Annotated in this window: 11 protein-coding genes and 2 pseudogenes; 9 read left to right on the forward strand and 4 right to left on the reverse strand. The window is 61.8% G+C overall.

All coding sequences use genetic code 11. The features are described from left to right. Positions 1-111 precede the first annotated feature (111 nt). Entirely contained in the window at positions 112-1,839 is a 1,728-nt protein-coding gene (locus tag HDG34_RS33755) for a methanol/ethanol family PQQ-dependent dehydrogenase (RefSeq protein WP_184066917.1), read from the reverse strand. Between the two features lie 369 nt (positions 1,840-2,208). On the opposite strand from HDG34_RS33755, the gene HDG34_RS33760 reads away from it, so the two are divergent. From HDG34_RS33760 to pqqD, 3 genes are all read left to right on the forward strand, one after another. Then, a complete protein-coding gene (locus HDG34_RS33760; protein WP_184066920.1) occupies positions 2,209-4,194 on the forward strand; it encodes a sigma-54-dependent Fis family transcriptional regulator in 1,986 nt (661 codons plus the stop codon). Between the two features lie 303 nt (positions 4,195-4,497). After that, positions 4,498-4,572 carry a pyrroloquinoline quinone precursor peptide PqqA gene (pqqA, locus tag HDG34_RS40295; RefSeq protein ID WP_090805708.1) on the forward strand — a complete coding sequence of 25 codons (75 nt, stop codon included), beginning with the start codon at positions 4,498-4,500 and terminating at the stop codon, positions 4,570-4,572. A 161-nt stretch (positions 4,573-4,733) separates the two neighbouring features. Next, entirely contained in the window at positions 4,734-5,015 is a 282-nt protein-coding gene (gene pqqD / locus HDG34_RS33770) for a pyrroloquinoline quinone biosynthesis peptide chaperone PqqD (RefSeq protein ID WP_184044028.1), read from the forward strand. A gap of 43 nt (positions 5,016-5,058) precedes the next feature. Here pqqD and HDG34_RS33775 read toward each other — a convergent pair. The 3 genes and pseudogenes from HDG34_RS33775 to HDG34_RS39635 all read right to left on the reverse strand — a co-directional run. Continuing rightward, a pseudogene (locus HDG34_RS33775) lies at positions 5,059-5,322 on the reverse strand (glutathione S-transferase family protein); the annotation flags it as partial. An 84-nt stretch (positions 5,323-5,406) separates the two neighbouring features. Then, positions 5,407-5,658, reverse strand: a pseudogene (locus HDG34_RS39965) (AMP-binding enzyme); the annotation flags it as partial. Then, on the reverse strand, positions 5,610-5,981 hold the full coding sequence (locus HDG34_RS39635) for an AMP-binding protein (protein WP_311734903.1): 372 nt from the start codon (positions 5,979-5,981) through the stop codon (positions 5,610-5,612). The pseudogene HDG34_RS39965 and the gene HDG34_RS39635, both read right to left, overlap by 49 nt. Before the next feature lie 585 nt (positions 5,982-6,566). Between HDG34_RS39635 and HDG34_RS33785 the strand changes: the two genes are divergently transcribed. From HDG34_RS33785 to HDG34_RS33810, 6 genes are all read left to right on the forward strand, one after another. Next, entirely contained in the window at positions 6,567-7,007 is a 441-nt protein-coding gene (locus tag HDG34_RS33785) for a flavin reductase family protein (protein ID WP_184066923.1), read from the forward strand. Between the two features lie 179 nt (positions 7,008-7,186). Continuing rightward, the gene (locus tag HDG34_RS33790) at positions 7,187-8,146 is read left to right on the forward strand and encodes an alpha/beta hydrolase (protein ID WP_184066926.1); all 960 of its coding nucleotides are present in this window, start codon (positions 7,187-7,189) and stop codon (positions 8,144-8,146) included. Positions 8,147-8,741: 595 nt separating this feature from the next. Further along, positions 8,742-10,934, forward strand: a complete 2,193-nt coding sequence (locus HDG34_RS33795; RefSeq protein ID WP_184066929.1) for a 3-hydroxyacyl-CoA dehydrogenase NAD-binding domain-containing protein — start codon at positions 8,742-8,744, stop codon at positions 10,932-10,934. A 29-nt stretch (positions 10,935-10,963) separates the two neighbouring features. Then, complete coding sequence (locus tag HDG34_RS33800) at positions 10,964-11,257, forward strand: hypothetical protein (protein ID WP_184066932.1); 294 nt, start codon at positions 10,964-10,966, stop codon at positions 11,255-11,257. Then, positions 11,250-12,371: a thiolase family protein gene (locus HDG34_RS33805; protein WP_184066935.1), complete on the forward strand. Its 1,122-nt coding sequence runs from the start codon at positions 11,250-11,252 to the stop codon at positions 12,369-12,371. The genes HDG34_RS33800 and HDG34_RS33805 overlap by 8 nt, the downstream gene beginning before the upstream one ends. A gap of 534 nt (positions 12,372-12,905) precedes the next feature. Beyond that, positions 12,906-13,163: a hypothetical protein gene (locus HDG34_RS33810; RefSeq protein ID WP_184066939.1), complete on the forward strand. Its 258-nt coding sequence runs from the start codon at positions 12,906-12,908 to the stop codon at positions 13,161-13,163. Positions 13,164-13,642: the final 479 nt, after the last annotated feature.

A 13,642-nucleotide genomic window follows, 5' to 3' on the forward strand; every position in this document is an offset into this window, starting at 1 on the left:
TGCGTTCCTGTGATGGCGGGAACACCGCGCCCGCATGGGCTGCGCGCGGGCGCGGAAAGATGCGGCTGCGAAGGCCGGATGGGCAGAACGATGCGGGTGCGGTGGCTGCGCCTAGCTGCGATCGAGCGCGAACACGTACAGCGTGCCGCCGCGCGGAACGTCCTTCGCGACGTCGGCCATCGGGCCGCCCCAGATCGGATTCGCACCGCCGTAGCCCGCGAGCACGGCCACGTATTCCTTGCCGTCGACTTCGAACACGGAAGGTTGCGCGACGATGCCGCTCGCGAGTTGCGGGCTCTCCCACAGCACCTTGCCCGTCGTCACGTCGAACGCGTACAGATGGCCGTCGAGCGAGCCGCTGAAGGCGAGGCCGCTGGCCGTGGTGGCGACGCCACCGTTCCAGGGCATCCTGGTCCAGTGACCCCACAGCTTCTTGCCCGTATTGACATCGATGGCCTGAAGCTCGCCATAACCCTGGCTGCCCGGTTCAGGCTGGATCTCGAAGCCTTCGCCGAGGTAGGGCAGACCCTCCATGTAGCTGACCGACTTGCCGGACAGGCTCATGCACGCATGCAGCGAGGGCACCACCGCGATGTGCCGCTCGGGATCGTAGGAAGTCGACCACCAGTTCTTGCCGCCGAGAAAGCTCGGACAGGTGTTGATCGTCGTGCCGGCCTTGGGAAACCGGCTGGCGTCCTGAACTGGTTTGCCGTCGGCGGTATAGCCCGTCACCGACAGCGCCTTGACGAACGGCTCCGCGTAGATCAGCTTGCCGGTCTTGCGGTCGATCGCGTGGAAGAAGCCGTTGCGGTCGGCATGGATGATGGCGTCATACTGCTTGCCCTTGTAGCTGATGTTGGCAAGAACCGGCGTGTTGACGCCGTCGTAGTCCCACGTGTCGTTACTCGTGTACTGATAGTGCCACTTCAGGTCGCCGTTCTTCGGATCGAGCGCGAGCAGGGAATCGGAGTACAGATTGTCGCCGGGACGCAGCGCGGCGAGCCACGGTCCCGGATTGCCGACGCCCCAGTACAGCGTCCGCGTGGCGGCGTCGTAGGTGCCGGTCAGCCACGCCGCGCCGCCGCCATGTTCCTGCATGCCGTCGGGCCACGTATCGCCGCCCTTGTCGCCGGCATTCGGGATCGTATAGCGCTTCCAGATGATCGAGCCGTCGTCGGGATCGAGTGCGGCGATATAGCCGCGAATCCCATACTCGCCGCCTGATGTACCGACCACGATCGCGCCGTCGAGCGCGAGCGGCGCGAGCGAGAACGCGTAGCCGAGACCCGGTTCGAACATCTGCTTCTTCCATACGACATTGCCGCTCTGCGCGTCGATCGCGGCTACCTCGCCGCTCAGCATGGCCACGTAGACGTTCTTGCCATACAGCGCGACGCCGCGATTCACTACGTCGCAGCATGCGGTCCTGAACGATTCCGCGCCGAGCTTCGGCTCGTATTTCCAGAGCTTCGTGCCGCTCCTGACATCGAATGCATAGACGTTGTCTTTCGGCGTGCTGACGAAAAGGTAGCCGCCGTTGACGATCGGGGTTGCTTCGAAGCCTTGCTTGAGTTCCGCGGGGAACTGATAGCTCCAGGCCTCCTTGAGCCCGGCGACATTCGATGCATCGATCTGCTTCAGTGGCGAATGTGACTGGCCGCTATAGCTGCGGTAGTAGGTGAGCCAGCCTGGGTCGCTCTGTGCTTGAGCGAGGCGCTCGTAGGTCACGGCGGGGTAGTCCGGGGCGGCGTGCACCGGAGCCACGTTCAGTGCCATCGCGATCGCGATGCTCGCTCCAAGGACAGCCAGCCGGCCTGCGGCGGGCGAACGGTTCTTCATGGTCGTCTCCTGAGTGTTTGTCGATGCAGTGCCGGCAGAGGCGTCGCCCCTTTGTTCCGTGTCGATCCGGTTGCGGTGCCGTTACTGCAAGTCACATGCCATTTTTGTGGGCGAGTCCGAAAGGGCGGCACGCCTGAAACATGCGGCGGCACATATCGCGCGTAGAGCGCTCCATGTGTTGCATCCCGGTACAACGCCGGGCGATGGAGTGTTGAGAAACAGGACAGCTGCAGCGCTGGCGCGCATGGCTCGGGTCGAGCGCGACGCCAGGATCGCGGGCGAAGCTGTCGCTGAAATGGATGGCCCGGAGCTTGCTTAAGAGGACGGAGAAAAGTCTGGCAAGGTACCAGGCTTTCCAGGAGGGAGACAATGCGCGATGACGTTCACCGGGCCGTGGCTCAGACTGCCATACGGTCCAATGACTTTCCCGTGCCGGCAATTCAGAAAGCGCACGAACGCTCCGAAACGTTTGGTCTGTGCGCGTCGGCGCGGCCGGAATACGAGGTTCTTTCGAACGCGGGTCTCGTGCTCAAACGCGAGCAGAACCGGGTGTTGTGCGCGCATGCGATGCCGGTGCTGGAGTCGCTGCACGAGCAGATCGCCGACACGCAAAGCATGATCGTGCTGACCAATGCCGAAGGGCTGATCCTGCATTCGATCGGCGACGACGACTTCCTCGCGCGCGCGGAGAAAGTCGCGCTGCGGCCCGGCGCGAACTGGGCCGAGGACCGCCAGGGCACCAATGCGATCGGTACGGCGCTGGCCGAGCGCTGCGCGATGGTCGTGCACGGCGACCAGCACTACCTGGCGGCAAACCGCTTCCTGACCTGCTCGAGCGTGCCGATTCTCGATCCGTATGGCGACGCGATCGGGGTGCTCGACGTGACGGGCGACTATCGCAGCTACCATCAGCACACGATGGCGCTCGCCAAAATGTCGGTGCAGATGATCGAGAATCATCTCTTTACGACCACCTTTCACGAAACGCTGCAGGTGTCCTTCCATAGTCGTCCGGAGTTTCTGGGCACGTTGATGGAAGGCCTCGTGGCGTTCACGAGCGACGGACGCTTTCTGTCGGCCAACCGGAGCGCCCAGTTCCAGCTCGGCATGTCGCTCGCCGGGCTGCGCGCATATACGCTGTCGTCGCTGTTCCAGACCACGAGCGCGCAACTGATCGATCGCGCGCGCGTGAGCCTCGACCCGCACCTGATGCTGAACCTGAGCAGCGGCGCGGTCGTCTGCGCGCGCGTGCAGTTCAGGCGGGCGTCGCTGGCCGAGGGCAGCCGTCCGGTCGCCGTGCACGACGGCGCCCGCGCGCTCGCGCGCGAGGAGCCGCCGCAGGCGGCCGCCGGACTCTCGCGTCTGAGCTATCTCGACACGGGTGACCCGCAGGTCGCCGCGGTCATTGCGAAGGTCAGGAGGGTGATCGGCAAGGACATTCCGATCCTGATCAATGGGGAGACCGGCACGGGCAAGGAACTGCTCGCGCAGGCTATCCACAACGATTCGCCGCGCTGCGCCGGGCCGTTCGTGGCGGTCAACTGTGCTTCGATTCCCGAGACGCTGATCGAATCCGAGCTGTTCGGCTACGAGGAGGGCGCATTCACCGGGGCGCGGCGCAAAGGCGCGATCGGCAAGCTGCTGCAGGCAAACGGCGGCACGCTGTTTCTCGACGAGATCGGCGACATGCCGTACTCGCTGCAAGTGCGGCTGCTGCGCGTGCTGCAGGAACGCGTCGTCAACCCGCTCGGCTCGACGAGGAGCATTGCGGTGGACGTCGCGATCATCTGCGCGACGCACCGGGACTTGCGCGAGATGATCGCGCAAAACCGCTTCCGCGAGGATCTCTACTACCGGCTCAATGGCCTCGTGGTGCGTCTGCCGCGGCTGCGCGACCGTACCGACCTCGCGGTCGTGATCCAGAAGATGTTGCTGCGCGAATCGATCGCCAGCGCGCGCGGACGGCCGCTTCACGTCGCACCCGATGTCATGGCGATGTTCGAGCGCTGTCCATGGCCGGGCAACTTCAGGCAGCTTGGCAACCTGCTGCGCACTGCGGCGGCCATGGTCGACGCGGACGCCGAGATCCGGCGCGAGCATTTGCCCGATGACTTCTTCGATGATCTGCGCTGCGGCGTTTCGTCGAGCGGCGCGGCGGATACGCCGGGCTCGGGCAATGCGTTCGCTTCGGAGTGCGCGCGCCTGCAGGACGTGACCGTGTCGGTGATTGCCGCCGCCCTCGCGCGGCATGGCGGCAACGTTTCGGCGGCCGCGCGCGAGCTCGGCGTGTCGCGCAACACGATCTATCGCAAGATGCCCGCGGTCGAGCCGGATCGTGAGGTGGACGACTTCTGAGCCGCGCCGCGCCGCTTTCGTCAGCACTTCTGTTTCGCCCACGTGCTGTCACACCGTTGTTGCATCCCGCAGCAGTGGTGCTCCAAAAATCAACACTGCCCATCTCCCGAACGCGTCGTATGGCGACGCGTTTGTCCCGCTTACATCAGCGAATTGACGATGTCGGCGCCCATACCCAGGCGAAGGCTTGTGCGCGAGCCAATCGAGCCTCGCGTGGCGACATCGGCATGTCCTTTGCTTTGAAGGGAACGGCCGCGCATCGAGTGCGGTTCTTCCGTCCCATCGCAAACAAGGAGACATGCCATGCAATGGATCACTCCGTCGTACGCCGAGGTGCGTTTCGGCTTTGAAGTCACGATGTATATCGCCAATCGCTGAGCGGGCTGCGGCATGCCGCCCGCAGTGCCGTAGTGGCGCCGCGGGCGGCGCTCGCCACGCCGGGCACGCCCGAGGCGCAGCAGCGCGCGCTCGATATCCTGTGGTTCAAACTCGATAATTCTCTGGTCGATCCTCGATGCGGTCGAAAAGGCCTGGCCCCTATGAACACGCGTGACGCGGATAGCGGCGTGCCGCTGCGCCCCCGCCTGCGGAGCGTCTTCCGCCTGCAGTGGGAAGCGGCGCAGGACGCCTACGTGCTGCTCTATCCCGAAGGGATGGTGAAGCTCAACACTAGCGCCGGCGCGATCCTCGCGCGTTGCGACGGAGAACACGAGCTCGACGACATCATCGGCGAACTCGAACGGCTTTTCGGCACGTCCGAACTTGCGCCCGACGTCTATCGCTTTCTCGATCACGCACGGCTGCGCGGCTGGCTAGCCTGAGATGGCCCACGACCATCCCGGTCCTTCAGTGCGTGTGTGGCGGCTCCTCGTGCCACGCCAGCGTCTCGAATAGCGGCTCGACTGCTTCCTCGTACGCGCTTTGCGTCGTTGCAAAGCCGGATTTGTAAACGCCGTTATTCAGCGTGTCGTACACGCGGTCGTTTAGTTCGTCGATCTTGCGGCGTAATGGCGCCGGATAGTAATCGCCAGGCGTGGTGCCGAGACCGTCGAAGGCCGAGTTCTACATACGAATGATTTCCGACGATTCGTTATTGACGATCGTCTTCTCCTATTTGTCCCACAGCACGTCGCGCAGTCTGTTTTTCAGTATTTTTCCTATTCCAGATAGAGGCAGTGGCTCGGTGCGGATGTCATATCCGCGTGGCACCTTGTAGCCTGCAATGTGGGCTCTGCAGTGGGCGTCCAGTTCTGCGGGGGTTGCGAAGGCCCCGGGTTTGATGACGATAACGGCATGCACTCGCTCACCCCAATGCTCATCCGGCACCCCGATCACTGCGCATTGGCTTACCGCCGGGTGCATGCTCAAGACTTTCTCGACTTCGGCGCTATAGATGTTCTCGCCGCCGCTAATGATCATGTCCTTGATTCGATCTGCCACAAAGAGAAACCCTTCGTCGTCCATATACCCCGCGTCACCCGACCGCAACAACCATCCTTGATCGTGTCCGACGTTTTCAGTGGGTCCCGCCAGTAGCCCCGCATGACCGCAGGGCCGCGGATCTGGATCTCGCCTACCGTCCCGGTCTCGCAGAGGCAGCCCTGCTCGTCGACGATCCGTATCTCGAAGCTCGACGTCGGTTGTCCGACTGACGTCAATTTCCCTGCTTTCGGACCGCTCGTTGAATGCCACTCCGGTAACAGGCATGCGCATGCGCCGCTGCACCAGTCATGCCGTAGAACTGTTGAATTGGCGCGAAATGCCTGGGGGAATCGCATCACTCGCATCCGCACTTAACGCTGCGGGACTGCGACCCGGCGACCACGTAGCGACACTTGCCCTGAATTCGCCGCAGGTCGTTCTTTCCGTACCACTGGTAATGGCCCATCCATCCGGCCGTACAGTTGCGGCACGGCGGATCGCGGCAGCGAGCATGAGCGTGCCGCCGTTGTGGTGTCGGTGGGTTGGGCGAACCTCGCGCCGGTCATTCTTAATCTTGAGGTTGCATTCGCAGCTCGGACCGTCGTGCAACGTGGTGAAAGCAATTGCATGCATGATCGGGTTCGCTTTGTCCTCGGCTGAGCTGTGTGAAGCTCGGCGTGGGCGCAGACCGCAGTGTGACAAATTAAAGCATGGTCATCTGTAAAAGTGAATATGGATTTACGTGGCGTTTGCCCTGTCATCGTCCCACAATCGCCCGACCTCGGTGGCGCAGCCGCGCTCTTCTTCCACTCTTCTTCCTGTAGGTTAGGCCGCAGCGCGCGGATCCTTGCTTGACCGCAACGCTCGGGTAAACTAGGTGTAAATCTACATTTACTTTGTAGCGCGAGTCGGCTTTAATGTCACGGCGGCCGACCTTTTGAGGTTCGAAAATGAGTCTTCCAGAGCGGAGCATCGGCACAGGTCAGAAAGCAGAGTGGGATAGCCTCACCGGCGAGGCACTGTCTGCCGGTGAGTTCAGAAGAGCGATGGGGCGCTTCGCCAGTGGCGTGACAGTGCTCAGCGTTTCCCATTCTGGCGGGGTGCGCTCAATGACTGCAAATGCCTTCACGTCCGGTTCCCTCGACCCGCCGCTCGTGGTTGTCTCGATTGCGCATACCGCAGGTTTCCTGGCCCTCTTGAATTCTGCGGATGCGGACTTCGGTATCTCGTTTCTTTCTTCAAAACAGCGGATCTACAGGGACATGGACGCCGGTTCCCAACACGTCACCTCGTCGCCCGTGATGCTCAGCGAGTGCGGAAAGGAATTGGCGGGATTGGCACCGGGCAAGCAATGGGGCTTCCTGGGACTTGTTGATGCCGTTGCTGAATGACATCCACCAGAATGTCGATCGAGAGAGAGCCCGCAAGAACTGCGCAACCGGTTCAGAACGCTTAACGCGAGCCTCCATCGTCCGGTACGGTCGTTTTGCAGGTGCCTTTGCCACAAGGCCCGGATGACCATGGTTTCGAGTCGGTAGCTCAGCTGTGAGTAGGGCATTCGCATCGGATCTTGCAAACCACCTTTCGGAACGCAGTGCTGCGTAAAACGATGTCAAATTTGAGAATTGAAGCTGCGCCACCGCTGGCACCTGAGTATCTCGCCGAAATCCGAAGAATTCCGAGGACACTCTCTCCGGAGAGCTTTCAAGCGTCGCTCACCCTTTGCGCGCCGCTCCACTCGCGCGACGTAGGAGCGGCGTGCAGCACGGTTACGCCAGATCTGCGCTACGGACCCGATGACCGGCATTGTCTGGATCTTTATCGCACAGTCGATGCAGCGGGACCGAGCCAGCCGCTCGTTCTTTTCGTCCACGGTGGTGGGTTTGTCGGCGGGAACCGCCGCATACCGGGCAGTTATCTTTATTCCAACGTTGCTGCGTGGGCCAATTCTCATGGCTTCGCGGCAGCATTGATGTCCTACCGTTTGGCACCTGCAGCTCAGTGGCCAGCAGGTGCCGAGGATATCGAGAGAGCGATTGATTGGCTGGCCATGCATTCCGGGCAACTCGGCATATCAACTGAGCAGTTGATCGTCATCGGTCATTCAGCAGGTGCAACGCATCTCGCTTCTTGGCTGTCCGGACATCATGGCCGAATCCCTGATTCGTCAGCCCTCCGTGGGGCCGTGCTCATTTCAGGTATCTTTGCCCCTTCATTGCTTCCGTTTCAAGGCGCGTTTGCTTACTACGGCGACGATTTAACGCCAGGCCGCTATTCAACAGTCAATGGCATCGGTGCGACTGAAGCTCCTCTGTTGCTGGTCGCGGCAGAATTGGATCCACCGGAATTCATTAGCCAATGGAAAACCGTGGTCAGCGCCAGAACGTCGACACCAGGCGCTAAGACCACGACGTTTCTGATTCCAGACCAAAATCATTTTACGTCCGTCCAGCACCTCGGCGTCGACTCGGACGACCTGGGAGTTGAGATGGCGACGTTCGTGCAGGCGTGTGTAAAGACGTCCTATTGAATTTCCCCGTGCCGCATCCTTGTACAAATGCCGACTGACGAGACTGAGTTGCCGGTAAGCGTCCGACCCAATATCGCGGACGTGGCGCGGCTATGACTGAATAGGTTTGCCTTCACCTGCGAACCGCAGGCCACCGGCCAAGGTCGCGGTTCCCCGACAAAGGTGTTCTCTGCGCAATCCTCGGGGTCGACTAGCTGCTGCTGCGCCGGACAGTGAGTTCCGAAAAGCTCTGCAGGCATGGACGTCCGCAAAGGAGTCCGCCGAGTGTGCTCACCTGCACATGGTCGGGACTGTACACGGCTCAATAATTGAACGCTTGTTCACGTCTTCCGCTGGAGCGGTTTGCGCCGTATTGGGGGCGGGTCGCGCATCTGTTCGTTGCCACGCTGGCCCGTTGCGCTCGGTGGCACCGCGCTTTGAAGGGGAAAACCCTATGTGACGCGCCATTTACTTTTGCATGTGAATCATGATTTACTTCTATCCAGCGGACCTGCCACCCCCATGGCCGTTAAGCGCAGAGCAATGCTCACGAGAGGCCCCGCTCAAGGGACACCGGGTCATCGGAGTGGCGTTAAAGGGACCACCCCTATGCGCCATGCCACTGTCCGAATTTGGTTTGTCCGCACGGGACCCGCAACGGCAACGAACGAAAGGGAATGAAGAAGTGATTGATTACGAACTGGACAAGGATGGCATCGCACACATCATCTGGAACAACCCGGACGGTCCTGTGAACGTCAAGACCCCGGCGGCCGTCGATGCATTCGCACGCGCCGTCGACCGCGCCATCAACGATGACGCAGTGAAAGGAGCGTTGATCCGGTCGGCAAAGCGCGACTATGTCGCAGGCGGCGATCTGATGGCGCTTTACGCAATCCAGACGCCGGAAGAAGCTGAGGCCATGGTGGCTCCGGTTGGCGCGTGCCTACGCGCGATCGAGCGCTCATCCAAGCCGTTCGTCGCAGTCATCACGGGCTCGGCGCTTGGAGGAGGGCTCGAAGTTGCGCTCGCCTGCCACCGAAGAGTGGCAAGCGACGACGCGCGGGTGCAGCTTGGCTGTCCGGAAGTCAATCTTGGGCTGATCCCGGGTGCGGGTGGCACGCAGCGGTTGCCGCGGCTCATAGGAATCGCGCCCGCGACAAAGATGTTGCTTGAAGGGAAGCCCATAGGCGTGCAGGAGGCACTCGGCTGCGGCCTCGTGGATGAGATCGTTCCCGCGGACCAGGCATTGGATGCCGCCCGCAGGTGGGTGCTTGATCACCCATCAGCACAGCAAGCGTGGGATCGCGAGGGGTTCCAGTACCCGGGATTCCAGCCGAACTCGGCCGAAGGCCAAGCGTTCTTCGACAAAGCGTTCGCGGAGCGGCAGCGCAAATCGCCTCCGCAAGATGTCGCGCCCCACGCCGTCCTGGAGGTGCTGAGGGAGGGATTGGCTGTCGACATCGATGCAGGGCTCGCGATCGAAGCCCGCCGTTTCGGGACGGTGGCGATTTCGCCCTCCGCCAAGAATCGCATTCGTACGCAGTTCATCGCAACGGGCGCAGTGAGGAAAGCGGGCCAATCCGGAGCCGGCGCGGCGACGTTCACGCCAACGCGCATCGGGGTCGTGGGTGCCGGGACAATGGGAGGCGGTATCGCTCTGGTGTGTGCGAGGTCAGGCATAGAGACCGTGCTCATCGATCGGAGCGACGAAGAGGCGCGCAAGGGAATGGATCGCATCGCCAAGACGCTGGACGCTGCCGTGGCGCGACAACTGATGGGGCACGGGCAACGCGACGAGGCCCTCTCCCGCATTGAAGCCACGACTGACTTCGGGCGCCTCGAGGGATGCCAGGCCGTCGTTGAGGCAGTAGCGGAGATCGCGGAAGTGAAGAGCGAGGTGTTCAGGAAGATCTTCGACGCGGCGGGTCCGGACGTCCTCGTGGCGAGCAACACCTCGACGCTATCGATCACGAAGATGGCCGAGACGGTTCAGACACCTGGAAACTTCATCGGCTTGCACTTCTTCGCCCCGGTGGACCGGATGGCACTCGTGGAAGTCGTGATGGGCAGTCAGACGAGCGCTGAGTCGCTCGCTCGCTCGAAGTCTCTGCTGAAGCTGCTCGGCAAGACGCCTGTCGTGGTCAATGATGGGCCAGGCTTCTATACATCCCGGGTGGTAGCGGCCTACTCCCGCGAAGCGCTGCAGATGCTGGGCGAAGGTATCTCGCCTGAGTTGATCGATAAAGCGGCGGCGATGGCCGGATTCCCCATCGGACCTTTGGCCATGGGCGACCTCACTTCCTACGATCTGCTGAAGAACATCTTGACCAGCCTTGCGAAGGCCGGACGGGGCACGGCCGTGCAGTCGCAGCCGGCGCTGGATGTGATTGACAGGTTGCTGCGGGCCGGACGAGTTGGACGCAAGGGTGCCGGGGGCGTCTACAGCTATGGGCCCACGGGCAAGACCGTGTGGGACGAACTGCCGTCTGTTTTCCCTCCACAGCGGCAACAACCCGAAGCGAGCGTGGTGATGGAGCGACTGCTGAACATGCAGTCTATCGAAACCACGCATGTGGTCGCCGAAGGCATCGCGAGCGATCCACTCGCACTGGATCTCGGTGCAGTGCTCGGCTGGAGCTATCCCGCATTCCGAGGTGGCGTGCTGGCGCATATCGACCAGGTGGGGCTCCGCCAGTTCGTGAAACGCAGCGATGAGATGGCGACGGAGTTCGGCCCCCGCTACGTCGTTCCCGCACTCCTGCGCGAGATGGCCGCATCGGGCGCTTCATTTCACGCCTCGCACTAATCGGTTTTATCGGAAACAGGAGAAACAACTTGCCAGTCGTACAACTCAAGGCGGCCCGCGACTCCACTACGAGCCAGGTTTACGTGCCGCCCCGGAGCCTAGTTGCCGACGGCTCCCTGCGGGAGCCGGACCTGATCGAAGTTCCCGCCCAGGGGCTGTTGTATAGCGCCACCACCTTCAATGGCCAAGCCTATGGGATCGTGGATCTCGACTGCGGCGCTCGTATCCAGGCCCTTCTTGCGGCAGGCACCGATCGTATCGGAGATCGCGTGATTGCGAAAACCAGCGACACCAACAATGAGACGAGATTCTCCCATGAATGACGTTTTGATCGCAGGCGTGGGCATGGTCCCGTTCGGCAATCACGGACCGGGCGTTGGCGTGAAGCTGGGGCGCGATGCTGCTCTCGCGGCATTGCAAGATGCCCATTTGACCTACGCCGAGATTGACGCCGTGGTTGTCGGTACAGCGCATCCCTTGTCGCCGCGAGGAATCTTTGTCGCTAAAGAACTCGGGCTGACGGGCGTGCCAGTCCAGCACGTCACCAACGCGTCCGCCACCGGGCTGTCGGCGATGCACTGCGCCCGGCAGGCAATTCTCTCGGGCGATGCACGACGGGTGCTCGTCGTGGGCATGGACTCGCCGCAAAAGGCAGTACCGGTGGAGGACATCATCGTGGCTGAAGGGAACTTGCCACCGGTCGTTTCGTTCGCGCTCTGGGCCAAACGTCGCATGCATGAATCGGGCACCACGCGCGAGCACCTTGCCGCCATCACGGCAAAGAATTGGAACTATGCGCGGGAGAACCCTTTCGCTGCCCGCCGCGCTCCCGAGCCGGTCACGATCGAGCGGGTGCTAGGCAGCCGCATGATTGCTGATCCGTTCACGTCGATGATGTGCACGCCTTGGGGAGAAGGTGCGGCCGCGGCCGTGCTGTGCAGCGACGACGGTTGGCCGGTGGGCGCGACGCAACCCCGGATACGTCTGGCCGGCAGCGCATTCGGAAGCGACGCGTACTCCCCTGAATTAATCCTCGAGGGCGCGATTGTGGGTCCGCCGGAACTTTCGCAGCGAACCGCGGCCCAGGCGTTGACCCAGGCGTCAGTGAAACGCTCCGATGTGGACGTCGTGCAGGTGCACGATGCATTCGCCGTGGAGGAACTGATGTACTACGAGCTCCTTGGGTTCTCCGAACCGGGCCAGGCGGAAGCGTTAGTCGGCGAAGGGGCATTCGGACCCGGTTCGCGGGAGCGCTTTGGCCTGCCGGAGTTTTCAACCGACGGCGGGCTGCTTGCGCGGGGTCATCCGGGTGGACCGACCGGCCTCGCACAGATTTGGGAAACAGTGCGGCGCCTGCGCGGCAAGGATCGTGTGGGGATGTGCCATCTGCTTGGAGCCGGCTCCGTCTGCGTGGTTCAGGTGCTGGTGCGCGACTAAGGATTTAAGTGCGATAAGTAGTGTCGGTTTAATTTCGCACATTCAGTTGGTTAGCGGATTGCGGCATTTCCGGGAGTGATGGATCGGGCCGCAAAGCGCGCGAGATCTCCGTTTTCTCGCACATCGGAGGCCGAAAGAATCTGTAGCAGGGTGCAGAGCAATTCGATTCCCTGTCCTACAAATTGCATCGCGGCTACGGTAATAGGATCGATCCCGATCAAGGGAAATGAAGGAAGAGACGATGGCTAGCACAGGAAAACCTCTGCGTTTGATGGTCGAAAATTGGCTCGCACCGAATCGGGCGATGGCGGTTCGAGTCATCGAGTTCGGGCACTTCCGCTCACATCGGGGGCGCTATGTACGCGTCGAGGCACTTTGGCCGACGGGCTCGGTTTCAATGTTTTTCTTTCGCCACCGTGACGGCACGTGGAACGTATTCCCGCCTAACCCCGAACAGCCTGCGATGGGTGTTTACTTGCACGCAGCGTGATTGCGGTACATGCGGGGACTCCTGTTAAGGTCTATCGCCCCAGGTTGCCCAAACCGGAAAGGATCGCAAATGCTGAATTCGAAATTCAAATCGTGGACACCCAGGGGTGGGCTCTCGGCATGGGACGCGTCGGGGACATGATCTCGCCGTTTGCCGCTGGCGTGCTGCTCGGCACCGGGAGTGGCGGTCACGCGCTCTACACTGTTTTTGCCGTTCCCTTTGCGCTCGCCGCGGTAGCGGTTTTTATGTTCAGTAGATCTGGTCTTCAAATAGCAATGAAACAAGAAATCAGTCTCGGCTAAAGGGCTCAATTCGCTTTCCGCTCTTGGACCATTCGCGGCCCCGTGGTCGCGAGCGGCCCGTGCGTGCTCGATGCGGTGAAACCGAGGGCCGCCTTCGCGGCAAAGGTTGCATGGGAATGTGCCAGCCGCTCGGTGCCGGCTCCGTTTGCGTGACCCAGCAGCCTGTGCGCGAGCAGGGAAACGCCCTGCAAGAGGTGATAGTCGTTCAGGCGCCGGTTTGGCTGCGGACTATCGACCTCCTCATCGCATGAAAGCAAGACAAATACCGGGTAAATGCGGAGTAAATCGTGATTTACTTTTAAGCTTGGCCGTGGCTTACTTTAGCCAGTCGCACATGGCCGGATCAAGGCGGCGCCGACCGCCGGCGAAGCTTGCCGTCAACAAGGAGATGGTATGGACGCCTCCCTCCCGCGTCGGATAGGAGAGGCAGTAGGAACGGCGGAGCCCTCGCTATACCCGACGGCATCAGAGTGCCAAAG

Source organism: Paraburkholderia sp. HC6.4b (assembly GCF_014200875.1).
In the GTDB taxonomy this organism is placed as follows: domain Bacteria; phylum Pseudomonadota; class Gammaproteobacteria; order Burkholderiales; family Burkholderiaceae; genus Paraburkholderia; species Paraburkholderia tuberum.